The organism is Sphingopyxis fribergensis, assembly GCF_000803645.1.
Lineage (GTDB): Bacteria > Pseudomonadota > Alphaproteobacteria > Sphingomonadales > Sphingomonadaceae > Sphingopyxis > Sphingopyxis fribergensis.
In genome coordinates this window covers 3,795,460-3,820,782 of record NZ_CP009122.1, presented here as the reverse complement: position 1 = coordinate 3,820,782, position 25,323 = coordinate 3,795,460, and the positions used below count along the sequence as shown (strand labels likewise).

General features: G+C 66.6%; 17 protein-coding genes. 13 read left to right on the top strand and 4 right to left on the bottom strand.

Features of this window, described 5'->3' with window-relative positions:
- The first annotated feature begins 86 nt into the window (after positions 1-86).
- The 4 genes from SKP52_RS17785 to SKP52_RS17770 all read left to right on the top strand — a co-directional run bounded on the left by SKP52_RS17785 (position 87) and on the right by SKP52_RS17770 (position 6,929).
- The gene (locus SKP52_RS17785) at positions 87-2,243 is read left to right on the top strand and encodes an acylase (protein ID WP_187337264.1); all 2,157 of its coding nucleotides are present in this window, start codon (positions 87-89) and stop codon (positions 2,241-2,243) included.
- A gap of 96 nt (positions 2,244-2,339) precedes the next feature.
- Positions 2,340-5,225, top strand: a complete 2,886-nt coding sequence (locus SKP52_RS17780) for a M16 family metallopeptidase (RefSeq protein WP_039576976.1) — start codon at positions 2,340-2,342, stop codon at positions 5,223-5,225.
- Positions 5,226-5,251: 26 nt separating this feature from the next.
- Positions 5,252-5,554: a hypothetical protein gene (locus SKP52_RS17775; protein WP_039576974.1), complete on the top strand. Its 303-nt coding sequence runs from the start codon at positions 5,252-5,254 to the stop codon at positions 5,552-5,554.
- Positions 5,555-5,684: 130 nt separating this feature from the next.
- Positions 5,685-6,929: a multidrug effflux MFS transporter gene (locus SKP52_RS17770; protein ID WP_039576971.1), complete on the top strand. Its 1,245-nt coding sequence runs from the start codon at positions 5,685-5,687 to the stop codon at positions 6,927-6,929.
- An 18-nt stretch (positions 6,930-6,947) separates the two neighbouring features.
- On the opposite strand, the gene SKP52_RS17765 is transcribed toward SKP52_RS17770, so the two are convergent.
- Together SKP52_RS17765 and SKP52_RS17760 are read right to left on the bottom strand one after the other, a co-directional pair.
- Positions 6,948-8,429, bottom strand: coding sequence for an AMP nucleosidase (locus SKP52_RS17765; RefSeq protein ID WP_052208497.1), 1,482 nt, complete (start codon positions 8,427-8,429; stop codon positions 6,948-6,950).
- 70 nt (positions 8,430-8,499) lie between these two features.
- Positions 8,500-8,982 carry a peroxiredoxin gene (locus SKP52_RS17760; RefSeq protein WP_039581565.1) on the bottom strand — a complete coding sequence of 161 codons (483 nt, stop codon included), beginning with the start codon at positions 8,980-8,982 and terminating at the stop codon, positions 8,500-8,502.
- Positions 8,983-9,304: 322 nt separating this feature from the next.
- On the opposite strand from SKP52_RS17760, the gene SKP52_RS17755 reads away from it, so the two are divergent.
- Positions 9,305-9,868: a YqgE/AlgH family protein gene (locus SKP52_RS17755; protein ID WP_039576969.1), complete on the top strand. Its 564-nt coding sequence runs from the start codon at positions 9,305-9,307 to the stop codon at positions 9,866-9,868.
- 100 nt (positions 9,869-9,968) lie between these two features.
- On the opposite strand, the gene SKP52_RS17750 is transcribed toward SKP52_RS17755, so the two are convergent.
- On the bottom strand, positions 9,969-10,370 hold the full coding sequence (locus SKP52_RS17750; RefSeq protein WP_039576966.1) for a hypothetical protein: 402 nt from the start codon (positions 10,368-10,370) through the stop codon (positions 9,969-9,971).
- A 598-nt stretch (positions 10,371-10,968) separates the two neighbouring features.
- On the opposite strand from SKP52_RS17750, the gene ahcY reads away from it, so the two are divergent.
- From ahcY to trxA, 8 genes are all read left to right on the top strand, one after another.
- Positions 10,969-12,384, top strand: a complete 1,416-nt coding sequence (gene ahcY / locus SKP52_RS17745; RefSeq protein WP_039576964.1) for an adenosylhomocysteinase — start codon at positions 10,969-10,971, stop codon at positions 12,382-12,384.
- Between the two features lie 159 nt (positions 12,385-12,543).
- Positions 12,544-14,907 (top strand): PAS domain-containing sensor histidine kinase, encoded by a 2,364-nt coding sequence (locus tag SKP52_RS17740; protein ID WP_039576961.1) that lies wholly within the window; start codon positions 12,544-12,546, stop codon positions 14,905-14,907.
- Positions 14,904-15,350, top strand: a complete 447-nt coding sequence (gene tsaE / locus SKP52_RS17735; protein ID WP_039576959.1) for a tRNA (adenosine(37)-N6)-threonylcarbamoyltransferase complex ATPase subunit type 1 TsaE — start codon at positions 14,904-14,906, stop codon at positions 15,348-15,350. Before SKP52_RS17740 ends, tsaE begins: the two co-directional genes overlap by 4 nt.
- Positions 15,350-16,321, top strand: coding sequence for an aminoglycoside phosphotransferase family protein (locus SKP52_RS17730; RefSeq protein WP_039576957.1), 972 nt, complete (start codon positions 15,350-15,352; stop codon positions 16,319-16,321). The genes tsaE and SKP52_RS17730 overlap by 1 nt, the downstream gene beginning before the upstream one ends.
- On the top strand, positions 16,318-17,037 hold the full coding sequence (locus SKP52_RS17725; protein ID WP_039576954.1) for a nucleotidyltransferase family protein: 720 nt from the start codon (positions 16,318-16,320) through the stop codon (positions 17,035-17,037). Before SKP52_RS17730 ends, SKP52_RS17725 begins: the two co-directional genes overlap by 4 nt.
- Positions 17,030-20,026 carry a double-strand break repair protein AddB gene (gene addB / locus SKP52_RS17720; RefSeq protein ID WP_039576951.1) on the top strand — a complete coding sequence of 999 codons (2,997 nt, stop codon included), beginning with the start codon at positions 17,030-17,032 and terminating at the stop codon, positions 20,024-20,026. The genes SKP52_RS17725 and addB overlap by 8 nt, the downstream gene beginning before the upstream one ends.
- Positions 20,023-23,508: a double-strand break repair helicase AddA gene (gene addA / locus SKP52_RS17715; RefSeq protein ID WP_039576948.1), complete on the top strand. Its 3,486-nt coding sequence runs from the start codon at positions 20,023-20,025 to the stop codon at positions 23,506-23,508. Before addB ends, addA begins: the two co-directional genes overlap by 4 nt.
- A gap of 33 nt (positions 23,509-23,541) precedes the next feature.
- Complete coding sequence (gene trxA, locus SKP52_RS17710; RefSeq protein ID WP_039576944.1) at positions 23,542-23,862, top strand: thioredoxin TrxA; 321 nt, start codon at positions 23,542-23,544, stop codon at positions 23,860-23,862.
- Between the two features lie 99 nt (positions 23,863-23,961).
- On the opposite strand, the gene argJ is transcribed toward trxA, so the two are convergent.
- The gene (gene argJ / locus SKP52_RS17705; protein ID WP_039576941.1) at positions 23,962-25,188 is read right to left on the bottom strand and encodes a bifunctional glutamate N-acetyltransferase/amino-acid acetyltransferase ArgJ; all 1,227 of its coding nucleotides are present in this window, start codon (positions 25,186-25,188) and stop codon (positions 23,962-23,964) included.
- Positions 25,189-25,323 lie beyond the last annotated feature (135 nt).

Genomic DNA, 25,323 nt, shown 5'->3' with positions numbered 1-25,323 from the left:
ATCCGGCTCGACGAACGACAGTCGCTTGCCATCGGACGACATGGCCGTCACATAGCCCTGCGGGCCAAACCGTAAGAGGACCAACGATGCTGCGACGGATTTTGCTGGGGTTCCTGCTGCTGCTGGTCGTTACCGCTGCATCGCTTGCTCTCTGGGAGCCGCTGACCGCCGAGGCGCCCGCCGCGCCCGCTTTCAAACCGACCGACGTTCGCATCGCGCGCGACAAATTCGGCGTGCCGCATATTTTCGGCAAGACCGATGCCGACGTCGCTTACGGCGTTGCCTATGCGCATTCCGAGGATGATTTTGCGACCTTGCAGGAAGTGCTCGCAATGACGCGCGGCCGCGCGGGCGCGATACTCGGCGAGGATGGCGCGAAGATCGATTATGCCGAGGCGCTGCTGGGTGTCCGCGCGACCTCGGCGCGCGACTGGCCGCGACTGCCCGCCGACGTGCGGGCGCTGTTCACCGCTTATGCGGCGGGGCTCAACCATTATGCCGACAAACATCCGGGCGAGGTGCGGCTGTCGGGGCTGTTCCCTGTGACCGGCGAGGATGTCGTCGCGGGATTCGTGTTGCGCTCGCCCTTCTTCTTCGGGCTCGATTCGGTGCTCGGTTCGCTCGTCGAGGATAAGGCTTTGAGCCGCGAGGGTGGCCCGGCGCTCGATGCGACGGGAAAGCTCGTCCCGCGCGAATTGACCCCGGTTGGTACCGATCCCGCCAACAATGGGTCGAACGGCATGGCGGTCGCGCCCGCGCGCTCGACCGATGGTGCGACGCGGCTTGTGTCGAACTCGCACCAGCCGTGGACGGGGGGCGTCGCCTGGTACGAACTCGTCGTCCATTCGGGCGAAGGGTGGGATTTCGCGGGCGCCAATTTCCCCGGCTCGCCCTATCCCTTCCTCGGCCACAATAAATATCTCGGCTGGACGAACACGGTGAACCGGCCCGACCTGATCGACGTCTATAAGCTCACGCTCGACGAAAGCGGCGAAAAATACCGCTTCGACGGCGCATGGCGCCCGCTCGAGGAAAAGCGCATCTGGCTGAAGGTCAAGGTCGGCCCGTTCGTGCTGCCGATCCCGCGCACCATCTATCGTTCGGTCCACGGGCCGGTGGTGAAAAATGAAAAGGGCGCGTTCGCGATCCGCTATGCGGGGATCGATCAGGCGAATATGGTCACCCAATATTACCGGCTGAACAAGGCGAAGGATTTTGCCGAATGGCGCGCGGCGATGGCGGGGCAGGGCGTGCCCGCGACCAATTTCATCTACGCCGATGCCAAGGGCAATATCGGGCTTTTCTATAATGCGATGTTCCCCGACCGGCCGGCGGGGTTCAACTGGCGCGGCGTGCTGCCCGGTGACACCTCGGCCGATCTGTGGACGAAGACGCTACCGTTCGACCGCGTGCCCGCGCTGGTCAATCCGCGTTCGGGCTATGTGATGAACGCCAATAACACGCCGTGGGTCGCGGCCGGGCCGGGCGACGAACTCGACGCCGCCGCTTTCTCGCCCTTGCTCGGGATCGAGGACGATATGACCAATCGCGCGACGCGGCTGATCGAGCTGTTCGAGGCGTCGGGGCAGATCGACGCGGCGCGGCTGCGGGCGATCAAATATGACACGGCCTATGCGAAGACGGGCTATGCCAAGGCGTGGATGAACCGGCTGCTCGCGCTCGATACGAAGGATGATCCGGCGCTGGCGCAGGCGCAGAGGCTGCTGCGCGAATGGGACTGGAACCTCGACGGCCGGGGCAAGGGCGACGCGCTGGCGCTGATGGTGCTGCGCCCCGCGAACGGCCGCCATTACCAGCGCCGCGCCGCGCCCGATCCGCGCACCGTGCTGAAAGAGACGGTCGCGCATTTGCAGGAATATTTCGGCGGGCTCGATCCGAAGCTCGGCACCGTGCTGCGGCTGCGGCACGGCGAGGGCGCGAACCGCGTCGACCTGCCGCTCGATGGCGGCAACGATACGGTGCGCGCCTCGACGCTGTGGGACGCGGAGCCCGACGGGCGGTTGAAGGTCCGCCACGGCGACAGCTTCATCATGTTCGTGACGTGGGACAAGGACGGCAAGGTCCGCTCCGAATCGATCCAGCCCTTCGGGTCGGCGACGACGCGGCCGAACAGCCCCCATTATAATGATCAGGCGCCGCTGTTTGTCGCCCACAAGTTGAAACCCGTGTTGTTCGATCCGGCGGCGCTGAAGGCCAGCGGGGCGCGATTCTATCGGCCTTGAAAGCCGCAAATTGCTGTCCTAAACCGTTGATACAGTGCCGTCCGGCACCCGGCCGCCAGCAGGCGTAATGGCCCTCATCCGAACAAGAGGATTTGCATGCCCCGTTTCCATCGTTTCGCCCTCGCTCTGGCGGTGACAACGTCGCTTGTCGCCGCGGGTCCCGCATTCGCCAAGGCGAAGGCCGCCAGCCCCGCTCCGATCGCCGACCTCGTGAAGGCGGTCGATATTCCCTATGAAGCCTTCACACTCGACAACGGCCTGCGCGTGATCGTGCACGAGGACCGCAAGGCGCCCGTCGTCGCGGTGTCCGTGTGGTATCGCGTCGGGTCGAAGCACGAGCCCAAGGGCAAGACGGGCTTTGCGCATCTGTTCGAACATCTGATGTTCAACGGGTCGGAAAATTCGCCCGGCGACTTTTTCGAACCGCTGCAACAGGTCGGCGCGACCGACAGCAACGGCACGACCAACGTCGACCGCACCAATTATTTCGAGACCGTGCCGACCGGCGCGCTCGACCGCGCACTGTTCCTCGAAAGCGACCGCATGGGGCATCTGCTCGGCGCGGTGACGCAGGAAAAGCTCGATAACCAGCGCGGCGTCGTCCAGAATGAAAAGCGCCAGGGCGACAACAATCCCTATGGCCTGCTGCGGTACGAGATTTTCGAAAATCTCTTCCCGACCGGGCACCCCTATCACCACAGCACGATCGGTTCGATGGCCGACCTCGACGCCGCGAGCCTTGGCGACGTGAAGAAGTGGTTCACCGACAATTACGGCCCGAACAATGCCGTTCTGGTGCTCGCGGGCGACGTGAATGTCGCGACGGCGAAAGCCAAGGTGCAGGAATGGTTCGGCGATATTCCGCGCGGTCCCGAAGTGAAGGCACCGCCGACGGCGATCCCGACCTTGCCCGCCCCGCTTGCGAAGGAGGTGAAGGACCTCGTCCCGACGACGCGCCTCTATCGCATGTGGGCGATCCCCGGCCTCAACGATGCGGAAGGCGTCCCGTTGCAGATGGCGACCGCGGTGCTCGGCGGCCTGTCCTCGTCGCGGCTCGACAATGCGATGGTGCGCAAGGACCCGGTCGCGGTCAGCGTCGCCGCCTTTGCCCAGACGTTCGAAGACGCCGGCATCCTACTGGTCCAGGCCGATGTGAAACAGGGCGTCGATCCCGCGGTCGTCGGCCGGAAACTCGATGAGGAAATCGCCAAATTCCTCGAAACCGGCCCGACGGCCGACGAACTTCAGCGTGCGGCGGCAAGTTACCTTGGCGGCACCATCGCCGGCCTCGAGTCGGTTGGCGGCTTTGGCGGCAAGGCGGTGACGCTGGCCGAGGGCGCGCTCTATTCGAACAATCCGGCCTATTACAAGGTCGAGCTGGACCGGTTGGCGAAGTCGACCCCCGAACAGGTTGCAGCGGTCGCGCGCAAATGGATGTCGCGCCCCGCCTTCTCGCTGACCTACACCCCCGGCGAACGCACCGAGGGCGGCGAGAATCGCGGCGGCGCGGTGACGGGCGGCAAGGTGACCGCGGCGGTCGAACCCGACCGTTACTGGAATCCGGCGCTCGGCGACATCGGGCCCGACACGGGGATTGGCGGCGCGTCGTCCTTTGCCGATCGTTCGCAGCTTCCCGCGGTCGCCGATCTGACCGCGCTCGACTTTCCCGCAATCGAACGCACCAGGCTGAAAAATGGCGTCGAGGTCGTTTTTGCGCGCCGCACGACGGTGCCGACGGTCAATGTCGCTGTCAGCTTCGACGCGGGCTATGCCGCCGACCCGCACAGCGCGCTTGGCACCCAGTCGCTGATGCTCAGCATGATGGATGAAGGCACGACCAACCTTGATTCGATCGCTTTCGCAGAGGCCAAGGAACGGCTGGGCGCGCAGATCGATGCGAGTGCCAATGCCGACGAAACGGTGTTCAGCCTGTTCGCGCTCAAGCCCAATTTGCAGGCGTCGCTCGGCCTGCTCGCCGACTATATCCGCAATCCGGCGTTCGACGCCAAGGAACTCGAGCGGGTGCGCGCGCAGCAGCTCAACCGGCTGAAGGCTGAACTCAATAACCCCAATGCGATCGCGTCGCGCGTGCTGATGCCGGTGCTGTACGGCGCCGACCATCCCTATGGCATCCCGCCTTCGGGTCTCGGCGATGCGAAGTCGGTCGCGGCGGTGACGCGCGATCAACTCGCGGCTTTCCATTCGACGTGGATTCGCCCTGACACTGCGCGCGTCTTCGTGGTCGGCGATACGACGCTCGCCGAGGTGAAGAAGCAGCTCGACGCGACGCTGGGCCAGTGGCAGGCCCCGACAACCGCGAAGCCGGTCAAGCATTTCGAGGTCGTGATCCCGGCGCCGAAGCCGCGCATCCTGCTCTTCGACCGGCCCAAGTCGCCGCAGTCGGTGATCCTCGCCGGCAAGGTGCTCGACGCCAAGGGTGGCGACAAGCTGGAGGTTCTGCGGTCGGCGAACGATATTTTCGGTGGCAATTTCCTGTCGCGCTTCAACACCAATTTGCGCGAGACCAAGGGCTGGTCCTATGGCGTGCGCAGCCGCATCTCGGGCGATCAGGACCGGCTGACCTGGGTTGCCGTGGCGCCGGTGCAGGCCGACCGGACGGGCGATTCGATCAAGGAGCTGCAGAGCGATCTCAAGGGCTTCCTCGGCGACAGGGGCGTGACGAAGGAAGAATTGGAGCGCACGATCAACGGCAGCGTTCGCGAACTGCCCGGCAGCTTCGAGACGTCGGGCGACGTGCTCGGCGGGCTTCGCCAGATCGTGAAGTTCGGCCGCCCCGACACTTATTACGAGACGCTGCCCGCAACCTATGAAGCGATGACCGCGCCCGAAATCGACGCCGCGGCGCGAAAGGCGCTCAGCACCGACGATCTCGTCTATGTCGTCGTCGGCGATGCTGCGGTGGTAAAACCGCAGCTTGACGGATTGGGTCTGCCGGTGGAAACGGTGTCCCTCGATAACTAACATCAGTTTCAGTAAGGAGAGCCCCTATGTCACAAGTCGATGGCAGCTATGATTGCGTAACCAAGTCGCCGATGGGCGATCAGAAGTCGGTGTTCACCGTCAGCAGCGACGGCAGCAGCTTCACCGGCCAGAATGCCGGCGCGATGGGTTCGCTCGATGTCGAAAATGGCAAGGTCGATGGCAACAAGCTGACCTGGACCATGAACATGAAGGTGCCGATGCCGATGACGCTCGAATGCGAAGCGACGATCGACGGCGACGCGCTGACCGGCACGATCAAGGCCGGTGCGTTCGGTTCGATGGCGATGACCGGCACCCGCCAGGGCTGAGCCATCCGTCCCGCAAGGCGAAGGGCCGTCCGAAAGGGCGGCCCTTTTGCGTTGCATAGCAATGCCTTTTGGCGCTGCGGGCTATTGGGGGACTATCCAAAGCGGCGGCAGGGGCGCATAGGCTGCTGCGATGCACAAGCCGGCCCAATCCCCCCAGCGGAGCCTGCCGGGCGACCGAGAGATGGTGGTCATGATGGCGATGGTCATGGCGCTGAATGCGCTTGCCATCGATTCGATGCTGCCCGCGTTGCCGGCGATCGGTCAGGCGCTGGGCGTCACGGTCGCCAATGATCGCCAGCATGTCATCTCGGTCTACCTGCTCGGCATCGGCTTCGGCTCGCTGCTGTATGGGCCGCTGTCGGACCGCTTCGGGCGCAAGGGCGTGCTCGTCCCTGCGCTCTTCGCCTATCTGGCGCTTGCGATCGGATGCGGGCTATCGACCAGCTTTGAGATGCTGCTCGTGCTGCGTTTTGTCCACGGGCTGGTCAGCGCGGCGCTCGGCGTCATCGTCGTCGCGGTGATCCGCGACCTGTTCGCGGGCGACGCGATGGCAAAGCGGCTGTCGCTGATCTTCCTCGTCTTCATGATCGTGCCGATCATCGCGCCGACGATCGGGGCGGGGATCGCGGCGGTCGCGGGCTGGCGCGCGATCTTCGTCGTGCTGGCGGTGATGTCGATCGTGATGCTGTTCTGGCTGCGCCGCCTCCCCGAGACGCTCGACCCCGCCGATGTGCGCCCGCTCGACCTCAAGACGATGGTCGCGGGCTGGGCGACGGTGACGCGGCACCGCCGTGCCGCGGGTTATATGATCGCGTCGGGGATGATGCAGGGCTCGCTCTACGGCTATCTGAACAGCAGCGAGCAGATCATCGCCGAGGTGTTCGACGCGCGGACCTGGTTCCCGCTTATCTTTGCCTGTGTGGCCATCGGCATTGCGATCGCCAACTTCTCCAATGCGGCGATTGTCGAGCGGTTCGGCGCGCGGCGGGTGTCGCAATCGGCGGTCTTTGCCTTCATGGCGACCTCGATCCTGCAGATCATCGCGGCGCTGAGCGGAGCCGAGACCTTGTGGATGTTCACCGTGCTGATGATGGTCAACGTCGGCCTGATCGGCTTTATCGGCAGCAACTTCGGGTCGATCGCGATGGAGGATTTCGGCCATATGGCTGGCGTTGCCTCGTCGTACCAGAGCTTTGCAAAGACGCTGCTGGCGGCGGTCGTCGGCGCCACGATCGGCCAGCAATATGACGGCACGACCCTGCCGCTGGCCTATGCCTTTCTGGTCAGCGCCGTGGTCGGCCTGACTTTGGTGTTCTGGGCCGAGCGCGGCAAGCTGTTCACGCGGCCGGGAACAGCACCGAAAAGCCCTTATTGACGGTCAAGCGCCAGCTCGTCAGCGGAACGGCGGCTCGTTAAACGCGCGGAGCTTGCGGCTGTGCAGCTTCGCACCCTCGTCGCGCATCGTTTCGCACGCGCGGATGCCGATCTGGAGGTGCGCGGCGATCGCTTCCTCGTAAAAACGGTTCGCCTGTCCGGGCAGCTTGAGCTCGCCGTGGAGCGGCTTGTCGCTGACGCAAAGCAACGTGCCATAGGGGACGCGGAAACGATAGCCCTGCGCGGCGATCGTCGCCGATTCCATGTCGATGCCGATCGCGCGCGACTGCGAAAAGCGCAGCGCCGAGTCGGTGTAGCGGAGTTCCCAATTGCGGTCGTCGGTGGTGACGACGGTGCCGGTACGCATGCGTTTCTTGAGGTCGGCGCCGGTGGCGCCCGACACCGTTTCGGCGGCGCTTGCCAAGGCTTGTTGCACTTCGGCGATCGGCGGGATCGGGATGGCGACCGGCAGCACCGCGTCGAGGATATGATCGTCGCGGAGGTACGCGTGCGCGAGCACATAGTCGCCGATGCGCTGGCTGGGGCGGAGGCCGCCGCAATGGCCGATCATCAGCCACGCCTCGGGACGCAGTACCGCGAGATGGTCGCAGATCGTCTTGGCGTTCGACGGGCCGACGCCGATGTTGACGAGCGTGATCCCGCCGCCATCGGGCGCAATGAGGTGATAGGCGGGCATCTGGTGCCGCCGCCACGCGCTGTCGGCGACAAGCGCGCTGGCGTTGACGCCCGGCTGGTCGACATAGAGGCCCGCGGCGCCGGCGAGCGCGGTGTAGCGGCCTTGGCCCACTTGCGCCCCCGCCCAGGCGACGAATTCGTCGACATAGCGGTGATAGTTGGTGAAGAGGATATAGCGCTGGAAATGCTCGGGCGCGGTGCCGGTGTAATGGCGGAGGCGCGCGAGGCTGAAGTCGGTGCGCAGCGCGTCGAACAAAGCGAGCGGCTGCGACGCGGCGGGATCCTGCCCGAACAGGCCGTCGGCAAGTTCGTCGCCGATGTCGGCCAATTCCGTGGTCGGGAAATGGCGCGCGAGTTCGAGCGGGGTCACCCCGCCCATGTCCGAGCCGTCGCTCGCGTCGAGCACATAGGGGAATGGGATTTGCTGCCCGGTGCGTGTGACTTCGAGCGTGATGTCATAGTGGCGCGCGAGGAGCATGAGCTGTTCGCGCAGATAATCGGCGAAGAGGTCGGGCCGCGTCACCGTGGTGACGAATTCGCCCGCGCGTTCGAAGCGGCCGAAAGCCAGATTATGCCCCTTTTGCCCTTCGCGCTGTTCGCCCGTGGTGACGAGGCGGATCGCCGGATAGTCGAACAGGCCCGTCGCGGCGGCGTCCGCCGGCGGCAAGGTGCGGTCGCGGACATAGTCGGCGATGGCGGATTTGAGAGTGGTGACCGACGTGCGAAAGCGCGTTTGAAGTTCGGCGATGATGTCGTCGACGAGAGCGGTGGGGTCGGTGGTTTCTTGCGATGCGTTGGATGTCATCGCGTCGCTGTTGCACGAAATTGTGACAAAAGGGAAGGGGGCAGCCCAATGGCTGCCCCGCCCGGATTCTTTACAGCTGTTCGAGCATATGGTCGGCGCTCGACACCTTGAATTCACCGGGGGCTTCGACGTTGAGCTGTTCGACGACGCCGTCGTTGACGATCATCGAGAAACGCTGGCCGCGCTTGCCCATGCCGAACGCCTTGCCGTCCATCGTCAGGCCCACGGCTTCGGCGAAGTCGCCATTGCCGTCGGCGAGCATCGTCACGCTGTCGTTCGCGCCGGCGCTCTTGCCCCATGCGCCCATAACGAAGGCGTCGTTGACTGCGGTGCAGACGATTTCGTCGACGCCCTTGGCCTTCAGTTCGCCGGCTTTGTCGACATAGCCCGGCAGATGCTTGGCCGAGCAGGTCGGGGTGAAGGCACCGGGAACCGAGAAGAGCGCGACGCGGCGGCCCTTGAAATAATCGGCGGTATTGACCTGTTCGGGGCCACTTTCGGTGACCTTTACAAAGGTGGCGTCGGGCAGCTTGTCTCCGGTCTGGATTGTCATGGTCGGCATCCTTTCACTTGAGGGGATTTGGTGGCGGTGACATTGGGTGGGCGGGCGCGGGAGTCAAGCGCGGGCAGGCGCACGCCGGTCATTTGGGGGTGGCGGGTTTCGAGCGGAACTAGCGGTTTCCGCCTCCCCAACCCGTTCGCATCGAGCGAAGTCGAGATGCCCCTCCGGCTAGGCGTCGCGCCGATGGGTGTCTCGACTTCGCTCGACACGAACGGAAAACGGGAATGGCCGCACCCCACCCCAAACCGACATGCGCACTTCATCCGCAGCAAAGAGGCTGGACCCTTTTGCCGTGTCACGGCATTGTAGCGATATGAACACGGACCCCACCTGGTTCACCGGCCAGTTGCTGCTCGCGCTGCCCGGGATCGGCGACCCCCGCTTCGAACATGCGGTGATCGCGATGATCAGCCATGACGAAGAGGGCGCGATGGGGATCGGCATCGACGATCCGATCGACGGCATGACCGTCGGGGCGGTGCTCGACCAGCTCGAAATCGCGCATGAGGTGCCGCTCGACCAGCCGGTGTTTTTTGGCGGTCCGGTCGAGCCGTCGCGGGGCTTCGTGCTCCACAGTCTCGACTGGGGCGGGCAGGAGGCGGTGCAGGTCGGCGATCGCTGGATGGTGTCCAGTTCGCACGATATCCTGCGCGCGATCGGCGAGGGGCGCGGGCCGTCGCGCTGGCTCGTCGCACTCGGTTATGCGGGATGGTCGCCGGGGCAGCTGGAGGGCGAGATGGTGCGCCACGGCTGGCATGTCACGCCGGGGAGCGACGGCCTTTTGTTCGAAACGCCGCCCGCCGAACGATGGCAGGCGGCGTTTGCCGAAGCGGGAGTGGACGCCCGCTTGCTGACGACCGAAGGCGGCGAGGCTTAGCCTTGCTCTAGGTCGTCATTCCGGCGAAGGTCGGAATCTCAACGTCGCGATACAGCGTAAGGGCGAGATCCCGGCCTTGGCCGGGATGAAGCCTTTAGAGTTAGCGCGCGAGCGCGAGCAGCGGGCGACCCGCGTCGAGATGGGTGCGCGCGGTGCGCGCGGCCCAGCGCGAGTCCATGTAACGGCCGCTCGCGAGTTCGAGATCGTAGCGGATCGGGCTGGCGATCGCGGCATCATAGGCGGCGGCGGCATCGATGGTGCGACCCAGACGAGCGTAAGCGGTGCCAAGATTGATCAGTCGCGACGGGTCGCGCGCGTCGAGCCCGGTGTCGCCGGTCAATTTCTCGACCGCAGCTTGGTTCTCGCCGGCCTTGAGTTCGGCGAACGCCACCGGAAGCGTGTCCGCCTCGCTGGCCTGCGGCCCGGTAACGACGATGATCGATTGCGCCGCAGCAGGGGTCGCGAAAGCGAAGGCAACGAGCGGCAGCAGAATTTTTTTCATCCTTGTATCTCCCAGAAAACTTTAGCCGATTTTCTCTCGCATTGAGAAAATTGTCAATGTTTCGGGGTGAATGTAACACGGGTGTCACAAAGTGAAATTATGCTAATCGCAAGGCTTATTATAAGTTCGATTTTTCAGAATCTTGGCTTTTGCGACTCTGTGTCACAATCGCGGGTCGCCGATTGTCACAATTGAAGCGCGTGAAAATTATTTTCGCGGGCGGTGCATTTTTGCTCCGCCGATTCGCGCATCGGCGCGCTATCCTCACCCGTGTTGAGGCATCGGAGGTCGCAGCTCCCTTCGACTGCCTTGCAGGCGCTCAGGGTAAACCGGGCCAAAGGTGCGGGGCGCACCGGGGGCGAAGGCGTCGGTGCGGCGCAGCAGCCCCTCCGCCACGCCCTTCGGGTGCGGCCCCCCCCCCTCCCGCGACAGGGAGGAGTCTTGGGTCGCGACGGTTTGTCCAAGTGCGTCGATATTGCGATATAAAGAAAAGTTTATATTTGATCGGCGGTGCGCTTTCGGCTAGGGCGCGCAACATAATTACCTAGACTTTCGTGGCCGCTCGCCTGCGGCCGAACTCGCCTACAGGAGATACACCGTGGCCACTCTCGCCGCCGATACCCGTGATTATGTGATTGCCGACATCGGGCTTGCCGACTTCGGTCGCAAGGAAATCAACATCGCCGAAACCGAAATGCCGGGCCTCATGGCGCTGCGCAGCGAATTCGGCGCGTCGCAGCCGCTGAAGGGCGCAAAGATTGTCGGTTCGCTGCACATGACGATCCAGACCGCGGTGCTGATCGAGACGCTGACCGCATTGGGCGCCGAAGTGCGCTGGGCGACTTGCAACATCTTCTCGACCCAGGACCATGCCGCCGCCGCGATCGCCGCGACGGGCGTGCCGGTGTTCGCGGTGAAGGGCGAGAGCCTCGCCGATTATTGGGATTATGTCGGACGCATCTTCGACTGGGGCGTCGAGGACGGCACGACGTGCAACCTGATCCTCGACGATGGCGGCGATGCCACGATGTTCGCGCTGTGGGGCGCGAAGCTCGAAGCCGGGCAGGACATGCCGGCGCCCGAGAATGAAGAAGAGATCGAAATGCAGCGCGCGCTGAAGGCGTTTGTCGCGGCCAACCCCGGTTACCTGACCAAGACGGTCAAGGCGATCAAGGGCGTGTCCGAAGAAACGACGACCGGCGTCCACCGCCTGTACCACATCGCCAAGAAGGGCGAGCTGCCCTTCCCCGCGATCAACGTCAACGACAGCGTCACCAAGTCGAAGTTCGACAATCTTTATGGTTGCAAAGAGTCGCTCGTCGACGCGATCCGCCGCGGCACCGACGTGATGCTCGCGGGCAAGGTCGCGACCGTCGCCGGTTTCGGCGACGTCGGCAAGGGCTCGGCGCAGAGCTTGCGCAACGGCGGCGCGCGCGTGCTGGTGACCGAAATCGACCCGATCTGCGCACTGCAGGCGGCGATGGAAGGGTTCGAGGTCGTGACGATGGACGAAGCCGTCAAGCGCTCGGACATCTTCGTCACCGCGACCGGCAACGCCGACGTCATCACCGCCGAACATATGGCGGCGATGAAGAATATGGCGATCGTCTGCAACATCGGCCACTTCGACAGCGAGATCCAGATCGCGGCGCTCGCCAATTACAAGTGGACCGAAGTGAAGCCGCAGGTCGACCTGGTCGAATTCCCCGATGGGAAGCAGATCATCATTCTGTCGAAGGGTCGCCTGGTGAACCTGGGCAACGCGACCGGCCACCCTTCGTTCGTGATGTCGGCGAGCTTTACAAACCAGACGCTCGCGCAGATCGAACTGTGGACGCGCAGCGAGCAGTATAAGAACGACGTGTACGTCCTGCCGAAGCATCTCGACGAAAAGGTCGCGGCGCTGCACCTCGAAAAGCTGGGTGTGAAGCTCAGCCAGCTGAGCCAGAAGCAGGCCGACTATATCGGCGTGCCGGTCGAAGGGCCGTTCAAGCCCGACCACTATCGTTATTGATTTTTTCGCCTGACGGCGAACAAAACTGTGGACGGCGCGCCCATCCGAGGATGGGACGCGCCGTTTCGCTGTGACATGCGATTGAAACATGACTCTATCGCCTTTAGGGCAAGCGATCATGCGCGCGGGACATCCGGACAAGCGAGGACATAAGACGGGATGAGCGGATCGCTTTCCCCGGCGTTTTTGTTCGCGCTCGGCCTGTTCGCTGCACTCTGGCTGCTCGCCGGATTGTGGGCGACCGTGCGCGGGATCGCGATGCAGCGCCGATCGGCATTCGTCGCGGGGCAGGCCGAACGGCTCGCGAGCCTGGTCGAGGCGTCGCCGCAGCTTCCCGTGATCATCCGCGCCGACTGGCGGATCGAGGCGAGCGAGCGGCTCGGCCGCTGGCTGGGGCTTGCCCAAGGCCCGCGCAATTTCGACGAGCTGCGCGGGCTCGGAAGTGGGCTGGATGCCACGGGCCATGATGCGCTGCGGCAGGCGATCCTTGGCGCGCAGCGCGGCGCCAAACCCTTCACGCTGAGCCTGCGGCCCGAGGGCAGCCACCGCACGATCATCGTCCATGGCGCTGCGGCGCCGAACGCCGTCGGCGGGCCGGGCGGCGTGCTGCTCTGGCTGAGCGATGCGACCGACGGACAGCAGGCGCTGGCGCATGCCCGCAGCGAACGCGACGAGGCGATGGCGGCGTTCGAGGCGCTGTCGGGGCTGATCGAGGCGGCGCCGTTCCCGATGTGGTTCCGCGACACCGATCTCGCGCTCGCGCTGGTCAACAAGGCCTATGTCCGCGCGGTCGAGGCGAAAAACGCCGCCGCGGTGATCGATGGCGGGGTCGAGCTGTGCGAAACCGTCGCGGGGGTGAGCGCCGCCGAAGCGGCCGACGATGCGCGCGCCGCCGGATCGGCGCAGGTTCGCACCATCCCGGTGACGATCGAGGGCGAGCGCCGGATCATGCGCGTCGTTGACGTGCCGCTGGCCCCCGAGGGCGGCCGGGTGATCGGGATCGCGGGCTATGCGATCGACATTCAGGAGCTGGAAAGCGAGCGCGGGGCGCATCGCCGCTTTGTCGATACCCAGCGCGAGTTGCTCGACCGGCTCTCGGCAGCCGTCGCGCAGTTCGGCCCGGACCAGGGACTGGCCTTTGCCAATCTGCCCTTCCGCCGCCTGTTCGGGATCGAAGCCGACGAAGTGGCCGAGGCGGCACCCTTTGCCCGCCTGCTCGATGCGTGGCGCGAGGGCGGGCGGACGCCCGAGGTGCGCAATTATCCCGAATGGCGGCAGGCGCATGTCGACTGGTTCGCGCAGCCCGGCGCTAGCGAGGAGGACTGGCTGCTGCGCGACGGCACGCACCTCCACGTCGTCGCCCAGCCGACCCCCGACGGCGGCCTGCTGCTGATCGCCGAGGACAAGACCGAGCAGGTGCAGCTTGCCGGCGCGCGCGACACGCTGCTGCGCGTCCGCACTGCGACCTTCGACAATCTGTTCGAGGCGATCGCGGTGTTTGCCCCCGACGGGCGGCTGCATTTGTGGAACCAGCGATTCCGCCGGCTGTGGGGCATCGACGAGGGGACGCTGGCGGCGCATCCGCGCGTCGATGCGTTGATGGGCGGGCTGGCCGACCGGCTGGTGAAACCGAACCAGATCAGCATCGTGCAGGAAGTGATCCGCGCCGCGACATTGGAGCGGCAACAACGCGGCGGCGAAATCAGTTTCGCCGATGGCCGCCATTTCGATTTCGCCTCGATCCCGCTGCCCGACGGCAATGCGCTGCTGATCATGCTCGACATCACCCCGAGCCGGAAGATGGAGGGGGCGCTGCGCGAGCGCAACGAGGCGCTGGAGGCGGCCGATCAGGTCAAGACCGCCTTCCTGTCGCGGATGAGCTATGAACTGCGCACCCCGCTGACCTCGATCGGCGGGTTCGGCGAGATGTTGCAGGCGGGCTATGCCGGGAAACTCGGCGACCAGCAGCGCGCCTATATCGACGCAATCATGGATTCGGTCGGTGTCCTCGGGCGCCAGATCGACAATGTCCTAGACCTTGCGCAAGGCGAGGCGGGGACGCTCGCGATCGAGCGCGCGCCGGTCGATGTCCGCACGTTGCTCGAAGGCGCGCTCGCCGACGCCAAAATCCTGGCCAAAGCCGAAAAGATCGAACTCGTCGGCAATCTGTCGTCTGACCTTGGCAGCATCGAGGGCGATGCGCCGCGGTTGTCGCGGCTGGTCGCGGGGCTGCTCGACAATGCGGTCCGCTATACCGTTCCGGCGCGCAAGACCGGCGGGCGCGTGCTGCTCCATGCCGATGGCGACGCACGCGGGGTCGACATCATCGTGTCGGACAATGGCCCCGGCATGCCCGAGGCGGTCGCGGCGGTCACCAAGGGCGAGCAGGCGGGAACGGCGTCGGGCGGCATCGGTCTCGCGCTGGCGCGCCAGCTGGTCGCGGCGCACGGCGGCACGATGGAAGTCGTGAGCGAGCAGGGGCAGGGCACGCTCGTGCGGATCAGCTTGCCGCGGGGCGCATGAATTACCGTTTCGACTACACCCTCGACGACGCCGCGCGGATCGGCGCGGCGATCGGCGGCGCGTTGATGGCGGGCGATGTCGTCGCGTTGTCCGGCGACCTGGGCGCGGGCAAGACGACGCTGGCGCGCGCGATGCTGAAGGCGCGCGGGCTCGCGGGCGAGGCGCCGAGCCCGACCTTTGCGATCGTCCAGCCCTATGCGCCGCCCGAAGTCGACCTTCCCATCGCGCATGTCGATCTCTATCGGATCGAGGATGAGCGCGAGCTGATCGAACTCGGGCTCGACGATTATCTTTACGACGGCGCGCTGCTGATCGAGTGGCCCGAACGGCTTGGCGAGGGGGGATGGCCCGAAGCATTGTTGCTCGCGATTTCGGGCGACGGCGACGCGCGCGTCTTGACAGCGGTGGTGCCGCCCGCTTGGGGAGCAAGATGGCCGCTTTGATGATACCGCCCCCCCATGCGCCCGCCTTTCTTGCCGCGCATGGCTGGGGCGATGCCCGGATTTTGCCGCTTGCCGGCGATGCGTCGTTCCGCCGTTACTTTCGCATCGTCGATGGCGACCGGCAGGCGGTGCTGATGGACGCGCCGCCGCCGCACGAGGATCCGCGGCCGTTCATCGCGGTCGCCGAATTCCTCTGCGAACAGGGGCTGACCGCGCCGACGATCATCGCGCGCGATCTGAAGCAGGGCCTGCTGCTGATCGACGATTTCGGCGATGTGCGGCTGCGCGAAACGGTCGACGAGGCGCCGCATACCGAGGCCGACTATTATGCGGGGGTGACCGACCTGCTCGTCCACCTGCACGCGCGGCCCCCGATGGACGGGCTGCCCGCGCACGGGCTCGATCAATGGCTGGGCGAGGTGGAGCTGTTCAGCGACTGGTATTGCCCAGCCTTCGACATCGCGGTCGATCGTGAGGCGTTTCGCGCCGCGTGGGCCGAGGTGCTGACGCCCGTCGAGCAGGACGGCCTGCCGCGCGTCACGGTGCTGCGCGACTATCATGCCGAAAATATCATGCTGGTGCCGGGCAGGGACGGCATCGGCCATTATGGGCTGCTTGATTTCCAGGATGCGCGCGTCGGCCATCCGGCCTATGATCTCGCCTCGGTGCTCGAAGATGCGCGGCGCGATGTCAGTCCGGCGGTCGAGACCGCGATGCTCGCGCGCTATCAGGCGGCGACCGGGCAGGATATCGAGGCGGCCTATTGGGCGCTCGCGGCGCAGCGCAACACGCGCATCCTCGGCGTCTTCGTCCGGCTGTGGAAACGCGACAACAAGCCGCATTACAAAAGTTTCCAGCCGCGCATGTGGGGGCTGCTCGAGCGCGATCTGGCGCATCCGTCGCTTGTCCCCGTTCGGCAATGGTTCGACGCCAATGTCCCCGCTTCGAAACGGGCGGAGGCTTGGTTGTGAGCGTGAAGATCGAAAGCGCGATGGTGATGGCGGCGGGGCTGGGAAAGCGCATGCGTCCTCTTACTGCCACCCGGCCGAAACCGCTGGTGCGTGTCGCGGGCAAGGCGCTGATCGACCATAGCCTCGACCGTATCGAGGCGGCGGGTGTCGAGCATGTCGTCGTCAACGTCCATTATCTCGCCGATGCGCTCGAAGCGCATCTCGCGGCGCAAAAGCGCGAGTTCACGATCGCGATTTCGGACGAGCGCGACCTGCTGCTCGAAACGGGCGGCGGGATGGTCAAGGCGCTGCCGCAGCTTCGCGGCGACCCGATCCTGATCGTCAACAGTGACAATATCTGGACCGACGGACCGCAGGACAGCATCCGCCATCTCGCGCGCCATTGGGACGGCGCAAAGATGGATGCGCTGCTACTGGTGATCCGGCAGGCGAGCGCGACCGGGCATGGCGGGCGCGGCGATTTCCACATGGACCCGGCGGGGCGGCTGTCGCGGCGCAAGCCGGGGCATATCGCACCCTTTGTCTATACGGGCATCCAGCTCATCTCGCGGCGCTTTCTCGACGGTGCACCCGAAGGGGCGTTTTCGACCAACATCCTGTGGGAACGCGCGATCGCGGCAGGGCGGCTTTATGGCCTGTCGCACATGGGGCAGTGGTTCGATGTCGGCACCCCGGCGAGCATCGCGCCGACCGAAGCCGCTTTGACGGATGGCTGACGACAAACCCACCATTTACTCCATCCCCGTCCAGCGGGCCTTTGCCGACGCGCTCGCCGCCGGGTTGATCGCGCGCTACGCCGACGGCGCGCTGGGGCTGGCGCAGGGCCTGATCGTGCTGCCGAGCAATCGCGCGCGAAGCGCCGTGCACGCGGCGTTCGTGCGCGCTGGCGGCTCCGGGCTGCTGATGCCGCGGCTCGCGGTGATCGGCGACGCCGATCTTGACGAAAGCGTCGCGCTCGCGCTCGACCCGATCGACGAGAGCGATGCAATCCCGCCCGCGATCGACGCGCTGAAACGGCGGCTGATGCTCGCCGGCCTGATCGAGAAACATAATCCGGCGGGCGAAGAGCCGATCACCGGCGCGGCGGCATTCCAGCTTGCCGAGGGGCTGGGGCGCGTGATCGATCAACTGCATTATGAGGAGGTCGCGCCCGCGCGGCTCGCCGATATCGAAAGCGCGCTCGGCGACCTTGCCGGGCATTGGCAGGCGTCGTGGCGGCGGCTGTCGCTGCTCGTCGACCAATGGCCGGGGCTGCTCGCCGCGACGGGGCATATCGACCGTGCCGATCGCCGCAATCACCTGCTCGCGCGCGTGAGCAGGGGATGGCGCGTCGCGCCGCCGGCGCGCTTCGTGGTGGCGGCGGGCGTGACGACGGCGGCGCCCGCGATCGCGCGGCTGCTGCGCACCGTCGCCGATCTGGCCGAGGGCATGGTCGTGCTGCCGGGGCTCGACCTCGATATGGCGGGCGAGGAGTGGGATGCGCTCGGGCCGGTGAAAGCCGACCCCGAGAAGTCCCATGAACGCCCGCTCGAGACGCACCCGCAATATCATCTGAAGCTGCTGCTCGGGCGCATGGGTGTGTCGCGGGGCGAAGTGCAGTCGTGGGACGCGACCTCGCCCTTCGACGGCCCCGATGCGCGCGCGCCCTTCACTTCGCTGCTCTTCGCGCCCGCCGCTTATACCGCGCGCTGGCAGCAGGCGGGCGATCTGAGGCCCGGCATCGCCGGGGTCAGCGCCGCGGTGTTCGGCGACGACGGGCAGGAGGCGCAGGGGATCGCGCTGATGATGCGCCACGCGCTCGAAACGCCGGCACGCACCGTCGCGCTGGTCACCCCCGATCGTGCGCTGGCGGCGCGCGTCGCGGCCGCGCTCGCGCGCTGGGACATAGCGGTCGACGACAGCGCGGGGCAGCCGCTGGGGCAGACGCCGCCGGGCGCGCTGCTGCTCGCGCTGGCGGAATTTGCGGCGGCGTTCGATCCGGTGCGGCTCGTGGCGCTGCTCGGGCATCCGCTGGTGCGCGCGGGCGAGGGGCGGCTCGGCTGGCTCGATCAGGTGCGGCGGCTCGACCTTGTGCTGCGCGGGCCGGGGCTGGTGCCGGGTTGGGATGGGGTGACGATGCGGATCGCCGAACGCGCGGCCGATGCGAAGGCGCGCGGCCATGGTGCGGCGACGCTGATCGGCGATTGGTGGGCCGATGTTGCGGCGGGGCTGGGCGCGGCGCTGGCTCCTTTCGCGGCGGGCGCGCCCGCGCCGCCGTCGGTCCTGCTCGGTGCTTTGCAGGCGGCGCTCGGCTGGTTGACCGGCGAGGGCGCGTGGACCGGCCATGCCGGGCGCGCGCTGTCCGAGATTTTCGACCGCTGGTCGCTCGCGAAGGGCGAGGGGCCCGCGCTCGTCGCGCCCGCCGACTTCCCGGCGATGCTGACCGACCTGTTGTCGGGCGAGAGCGTACGGCCGCCCTATGGCGGGCACCCGCGGCTGTTCATCTGGGGCTTGCTCGAAGCGCGGTTGCAGCGCGCCGATGTGATGATTCTCGGTGGGCTCGACGAGGGCCGCTGGCCGCAACAGCAGAGCCCCGACCCCTGGCTTGCGCCGGGCATCCGCCGGATGCTCGGGCTCGCCGCGCCTGAACGCCAGCAGGGCGCGGCGGCGCATGACTTCGCGGGGGCGTTCGCGGCGCGCGAGGTGGTGGTGACGCGCGCGATGCGCAGCGGCGGCGATCCGGCGGTCGCGTCGCGCTTCTGGTTGCGGCTCGCCGCGCTCGCGGGCGACTTGCCCGAGGCGCGCGTGGGTAGCAAGAGCGTGGCGGCGCTGGCGGCGGCGCTCGACGTGCCGCCGGGGCCGATCGCGCCCGCGCTTATGCCGCAGCCGCAGCCGCCCGCCGACGCGCGGCCGGGGCAGATCAGCGTGACCGGCGTCGACCTGCTCGCGAAGGATCCATACGCTTTTTATGCCGGGCGCATCCTGCGGCTTTCGGTGCTCGATCCGCTGCGCGCCGGGCCCGATCCGCGCTGGCTCGGCACGCGCGTCCATGCGTTTCTGGAGGATTGGCAGCGCGCCGGGGCGACGCCCGAAGCGCTGGAGGCCGAACTCGCCCGCCTGCTCGATGATCCGGCGCTCGATGCGCTCGCGCGCGCTTTCTGGTTCCCGCGGATCGAGCCCGCATTGCGCTGGGCCGCCGAGCGCGTGTGGGCGGCGCGCGCCGACGGTCGCGAGCCGGTCGCGACTGAGGTGACGGGCGTGCATGAACTTGATGGCATTCGTCTGACGGGCAAGGCCGACCGGATCGACCGGCTGGCCGACGGAAGCCTCGCGATCGTCGATTACAAGACCGGCGCGACGCCGAGCGGGAGCGCGGCGTTCGACGGGCTCGACAATCAATTGGGGCTGCTCGGGCTGCTCGCCGAAATGGGGAAGGTCGACGGCGTGGCGGCCGGACCGATCAATGCACTCGAATATTGGAGCCTCAAGGCCGACCGCGCCAAGGGCATCGACGGCAGCATCGCGCCGACGCATGGGAGCCGGCGCAAGCTCAAGACCGCCGAGGAGGCAGTTGCGCGCGCTTATGATGCGTTTGCCGAATTGACCGCCGCCTATCTGCTGGGCGACGGCGTGTTTGCGCCGGGCGACAATGCCAAGCGCTTTACCGATTACGACCAGCTGATGCGCCGCGACGAATGGTTCGGGCGCGGGGGCGATGCGCCATGACGCGGCTCCATGACCTTGATCCCGGCCAGCAGGCGGCGGCGGAGCCGGGCGACCATGTCTGGCTCGGCGCGTCGGCGGGGACGGGCAAGACGCAGGTATTGTCGGCGCGCGTGCTGCGGCTGATGCTCGCGGGGGTCGCGCCCGATGCGATCCTGTGCATCACCTTTACCAAGGCGGGCGCCGCCGAAATGGCGCACCGCATTCACGAGCGGCTGGCGCTGTGGGTGCGGATGGACGATGGCGATTTGCGGCTCGACCTGCGCGCTTTGGGCGCCGACTGGCAGCAGCCGGGCATTCTCGACCGCGCGCGGTCGCTGTTCGCAACGGTGATCGACAGCGCACCGGGGGCGATCCGCGTGCAGACGATCCACAGTTTCTGTCAGACCTTGCTTGCGAGCTTTCCGCTCGAGGCGAAGATCATGCCGGGGTTCCGGGCGCTCGAAGAGGGCGAGGCGGCCGATTTGCAGCGGCAGGTGATGGGCAAGCTGCTTTCGGAACTGGGCATCGAGGGCGATGCGATGCGCCGCCATGCGGCGATGCTGTCGCGGCGGATGGGGCAGGACGCCGCGATGACGTTTCTCGTGCGCTGCGCCCACGCCTTTGCCGCGCCGTTCCAGACGCGGATATTGCCGCCGCGCGGGCATGATCTGCGCGCGGCGCTGGGGCTGCCCGATGGCGATGCAGAGGCATGGCTCGTCACGCGCCTTGGCGCGGGTGCGATTGCCGATGCCGATATTTCCGCGATTGCCACCGTCGGGCGCACCTGGGGCAGCGCGACGGGTGTCGCACGCGCCGGGACGATGGCGGCGTGGCTCGCCGCCGACCCAGCCGCGCGCGCCACGATGCTGGGCGATGTGCTGGGCGCGATCGTCAAAAAGGATGGCGACATCGCCGCACATTACCTGACCCCCGGCAAGCAGATGGGCGACTGCCTTGGCTCGGCCGAATGCGTCGCGGCGGCGATTGGCGAGCTGATGGCGACGATGCGGGCGATGCAGGTCGCCGACGATCTGGCCGCTGCGTGGGATTTGGGGAGCCGCTTTGCCGAGGCCTATGCACTGGCGAAGCGCGAGGGCGGGCTGGCCGATTTCGACGATCTGATCGCGATTGCGGGGTCGTTGCTGCGGCTCGGCCAGTTCGGCGAATGGGTGCGCTTCAAGCTCGACCAGCGCACCGACCATATTTTGGTCGACGAGGCGCAGGACACCAACACGCGCCAATGGGCGATCGTCGCCGCGCTTGCCGAGGAGTTTTTCGCCGGCACGGGCGCGAAGGACGAGCGGATCCGCACGATGTTCACCGTTGGCGACCGCAAGCAGGCGATCTTCGGCTTTCAGGGCACCGAGCCCGCGGCGTTCGAGGCGGCGCGCATCCGGTTCGGCGAATGGGCCGAGGGCGGTGGCCAGCCGTTCGCGCAGGTCGATCTGGTCACCAATTATCGGTCGAGCCCCGCGGTGCTCGACGTAGTCGATGAATGGGTCGGAAGCGGCGGCGCCGAGCTGATGGGGCTGGCGAGCGATGAGCCGCCGCATTTGCCCTTCCGCAGCGAGCATCCGGGGCGTGTCGAACTGTGGCAGCCGTTGCCCGTGGGCAAGGCGCTTGCCGCCGAGGCCGGCGATGAGGAGGCCGGCGACGAGGATGCGAGCGAGGGCGGCGATCCGCTCGCCCCCGCGAGCGACCCCGCGAGCCTGCGTCTGTCGCGCGCGATCGCCGACGAGGTCCGCGACTGGATCGAACATGGCAAGGACGGGCGCAGCGTCGCGCCGGGCGATATATTGATCCTCGTCCGCCGCCGCCGCGACCTCGCGGCGCGGATCGTTGCGCGGTTGCAATCGCTGGGCGTGCCCGTCGCGGGTGTCGACCGCTTTGCGCTGACGCAGCCGCTGGGGGTGCAGGATTTGCTGGCGGCGATGCGCTTTGCGATCCAGCCGCTCGACGATCTCAACCTCGCCGCGCTGCTCGTGTCGCCGCTGATCGGCTGGTCGCAGGACGATCTGTTCGGTTTCGCGCATGGGCGCGGCAAACGCGCCTTGTGGGAGCAACTCCGCGCGCGTGAAGGCGAGGTGTCGGCGGAGACGATGATGGCGCTGCGCGGGCTGCTTGGCATGGCCGATTTCACGACGCCCTATCGCTTCCTCGACCGCGTGCTGTCGGGTCCGGTGCAGGGACGGCGGCGGCTCTATGCGCGGCTGGGGCGCGAGGCGCGCGACCCGATAGACGAGCTGCTGAACCAAGCGCTCGCGTTCGAGCGGTTGCACACGCCCTCGCTGCTCGCCTTCCTGAGCGAGGTCGAGGCGAGCAGCGCCGACATCAAACGTCAGACCGAAGCGCGCAGCAATGTCGTGCGCGTGATGACGGTGCATGGGTCCAAAGGCTTGCAGGCGCCGATCGTCATCCTTGCCGATGCGACCGACGACCCGGTGCAGCGCCAGCGCGGGTTCGACGTCTCGCTGGAGGGTTGGGACAGGCTGCCGGTGTTCGGGCTGCCGAAAGAGGAGCGGCATGGGCGGATTGCCGAGGCGCATGACGCCAAGGCGCGCGCCGAGATCGAGGAGCATTGGCGGCTGCTCTACGTCGCGATGACGCGCGCCGAGGAACTGCTGATCGTCACCGGGATCACCAAGAAGGAAGATCGCTCGCTGCCCGAGCTCTGCTGGCACGCGGCGGTCGACGGGGTGATGGAGGGCATGGGGCTGGGCTGGCAGGACGCCGGGCCGCGTTGGGGACAGAAGCGCGTTCATGCGGTGAATGCCAAGGCATGGGCGCGGCAGCGCGACAAGCCGGCGGTGGCCGTGCCGGCGATTGCAATTCCCGACTGGGCGCTGAAACCTGCCCCCGAAGAGGCGCGCCCGCCGCGCCCGCTGGCGCCGTCGGCGCTGGGTGACGACGATGTCGCATCGCCGCCGCAGGGTGGCGACGGCGTGGTGGCGGTCGAGCGCGGGCTGCTGCTCCATGCGCTGTTCGAGCGATTGCCGCCGGTGGCGCCCGCACGGCGGCGCATCGCGGCCGCGCATTGGCTGACGACGCAGGCGGCCGCGCTTGATGAAAGTGCGCGCGCGAAAATGGTCGACGAGGTGATCGGCGTTCTGGAGGACCCCTCGCATGCGGCGCTGTTCGGACCGGGGTCGCTCGCCGAGGTGCCATTGTCGGCTGTGGTCAACGGCGTCGTCGTAGCGGGGATCGTTGACCGGCTCCTCATTACCGATCAGGCGGTGACCGTTGTCGATTACAAGACCGGGCGGCATGTTCCGGCGAGTGCGGTCGACGTTCAGCCCGCCTATCTCCGCCAGATGGCGGCCTATCGCGATGCGCTCGCGGTGATTTTTCCGGGCCGGCGCGTCGAGGCAGCGCTGCTTTATACTGTGGCAGCCCGGTTGATCCGCCTCGACGACGCCTTGCTCGATGCACACAAGCCGGGCTTGACGGCAACCAAGGCGAATTTGCCGGGTTCAGCCCTTGAGCCGGAGGCACCGACACCCTAATTTGGGTGCAACGATATTTCAGGAGTCCAAGATATGGGTACCAAGGCAATCAGCGACGACAGCTTCCAGGCCGACGTCCTCGACAGCGACACCCCCGTGCTCGTCGATTTCTGGGCCGAATGGTGCGGCCCGTGCAAGATGATCGGCCCGTCGCTTGAGGAGATTGCCGAGGAACTCGGTGAAAAGGTCGTGATCGCAAAGCTGAACATCGACGATCATCCGAACGCTCCCGCCAAATATGGCGTTCGCGGCATCCCGACGATGATCCTGTTCAAAAATGGCGAGATCGCCGACACCAAGGTCGGCGCTGCGCCGAAGAGCGCGCTCAAAGGCTGGCTCGAAGGCGCGCTTTAATCCTTTTTCGTCATCCCGGACTTGATCCGGGATCCAGGCTGACCGCGCAAAGGTGAGTTGTGGACCCCGGATCAAGTCCGGGGTGACGATATTGCGGTATCAGCTCCGATAATCGGCGTTAATGCTGATGTAACCGTGCGTCAGATCGCATGTCCACACCGTCGCGCGGCCTTCGCCCAACCCCAGGTCGGCGCCGACGCGGATGTCCAGACCCTTCAGATGCGCCGCGACCGGCGCTTCGTCATAGCCGTCGACGGGCAGCCCGTCCTTCGCCACCCAATGGTCGCCGAAGCGGATCGCGAGCTTGTCGCGGTCGGCAGGTTCGCCTGCCTTGCCGACCGCCATCACGACACGGCCCCAATTGGCGTCCTCGCCCGCGATCGCGGTTTTCACCAGCGGCGAATTGGCGATTGCGAGCGCGACGCGCTTGGCGCTGTCGTCGCTCACCGCGCCCGTCACCTGTATCTCGATGAATTTCGACGCGCCTTCGCCGTCGCGCACGACTTGCTGCGCAAGGTCGAGTGCGACTTGGCGGATCGCGGCATAAAGCGCGTCGGCCCCCGGATCGTCGCGGGTGTTGAGGACCGCGTTGCCTGCTTGCCCCGTCGCGAAGAGCAACACCGTGTCGCTGGTCGAGGTGTCGCTGTCGACGGTGATGCTGTTGAAGCTGCCGCCGGTCGCTTCGCTCAGCATATCCTGCAAGAGCGCGGGCGCGACGGCAGCGTCGGTGAAGATATAGCCGAGCATCGTCGCCATGTCGGGGGCGATCATTCCCGATCCCTTGACGATGCCGGCGACATGGACGATCTGGCCGCCGACGATCGCGCTCGCGGCCGAACCCTTGGCGAAGGTGTCGGTGGTGCCGATCGTTTCGGCGGCGGCTTCCCATGAGCAGGGCTCGGCGGTCAGCGCGGCCTCGACTCCGGCGCGCGCCCGGTCTTTGGGCAAGGGCACGCCGATGACGCCGGTCGAGCTGACGAAGACTTCGTTCGCGGCGCAGCCGAGGTGGGCCGCGACCTGGTCCATGATCTGTTCGACTGCCTCGCGCCCGCGATAGCCGGTAAAGGCGTTGCTGTTGCCGGCGTTGACGATCAGCGCGCGGCCCGAGCCGCCCTTGACCTGTTCGCGGCCTAGCTCGACTTCGGACGAGCAACAGACATTGCGCGTGAACACGCCCGCGACCATCGTGCCGGGCGCAAGCTCGACATAGGTGAGGTCGCAGCGGTCCCAATTCTTGTACTGCGCGCGCGCAACGCGGCGCGTGACCCCGGCGATTTCGGGGAGGGCAGGGAAGGCGGCGGGGGCGAGGGGCGAGCGCATGGTCATGGGGACGCGCTTAATCGCTATCGGCCCAAAGCAAAACCCCTCCCGCTTGCGGGAGGGGAATGATCCTCCCCGTCGCGAAGCGATGGGGAGGTGGCAGCGCGAAGCGCTGACGGAGGGGCATTTGCGCTAAGGTTG

Bases quoted from the DNA above. Each gene is read 5' to 3' on its own strand.
- SKP52_RS17785 (WP_187337264.1), top strand. From the start codon at position 87: ATGCTGCGACGGATTTTGCTGGGGTTCCTGCTGCTGCTGGTCGTTACC.
- SKP52_RS17780 (WP_039576976.1), top strand. From the start codon at position 2,340: ATGCCCCGTTTCCATCGTTTCGCCCTCGCTCTGGCGGTGACAACGTCG.
- SKP52_RS17775 (WP_039576974.1), top strand. From the start codon at position 5,252: ATGTCACAAGTCGATGGCAGCTATGATTGCGTAACCAAGTCGCCGATG.
- SKP52_RS17770 (WP_039576971.1), top strand. From the start codon at position 5,685: ATGCACAAGCCGGCCCAATCCCCCCAGCGGAGCCTGCCGGGCGACCGA.
- SKP52_RS17765 (WP_052208497.1), bottom strand. From the start codon at position 8,429: ATGACATCCAACGCATCGCAAGAAACCACCGACCCCACCGCTCTCGTC.
- SKP52_RS17760 (WP_039581565.1), bottom strand. From the start codon at position 8,982: ATGACAATCCAGACCGGAGACAAGCTGCCCGACGCCACCTTTGTAAAG.
- SKP52_RS17755 (WP_039576969.1), top strand. From the start codon at position 9,305: ATGAACACGGACCCCACCTGGTTCACCGGCCAGTTGCTGCTCGCGCTG.
- SKP52_RS17750 (WP_039576966.1), bottom strand. From the start codon at position 10,370: ATGAAAAAAATTCTGCTGCCGCTCGTTGCCTTCGCTTTCGCGACCCCT.
- SKP52_RS17740 (WP_039576961.1), top strand. From the start codon at position 12,544: ATGAGCGGATCGCTTTCCCCGGCGTTTTTGTTCGCGCTCGGCCTGTTC.
- tsaE (WP_039576959.1), top strand. From the start codon at position 14,904: ATGAATTACCGTTTCGACTACACCCTCGACGACGCCGCGCGGATCGGC.
- SKP52_RS17730 (WP_039576957.1), top strand. From the start codon at position 15,350: ATGATACCGCCCCCCCATGCGCCCGCCTTTCTTGCCGCGCATGGCTGG.
- addB (WP_039576951.1), top strand. From the start codon at position 17,030: ATGGCTGACGACAAACCCACCATTTACTCCATCCCCGTCCAGCGGGCC.
- addA (WP_039576948.1), top strand. From the start codon at position 20,023: ATGACGCGGCTCCATGACCTTGATCCCGGCCAGCAGGCGGCGGCGGAG.
- trxA (WP_039576944.1), top strand. From the start codon at position 23,542: ATGGGTACCAAGGCAATCAGCGACGACAGCTTCCAGGCCGACGTCCTC.
- argJ (WP_039576941.1), bottom strand. From the start codon at position 25,188: ATGACCATGCGCTCGCCCCTCGCCCCCGCCGCCTTCCCTGCCCTCCCC.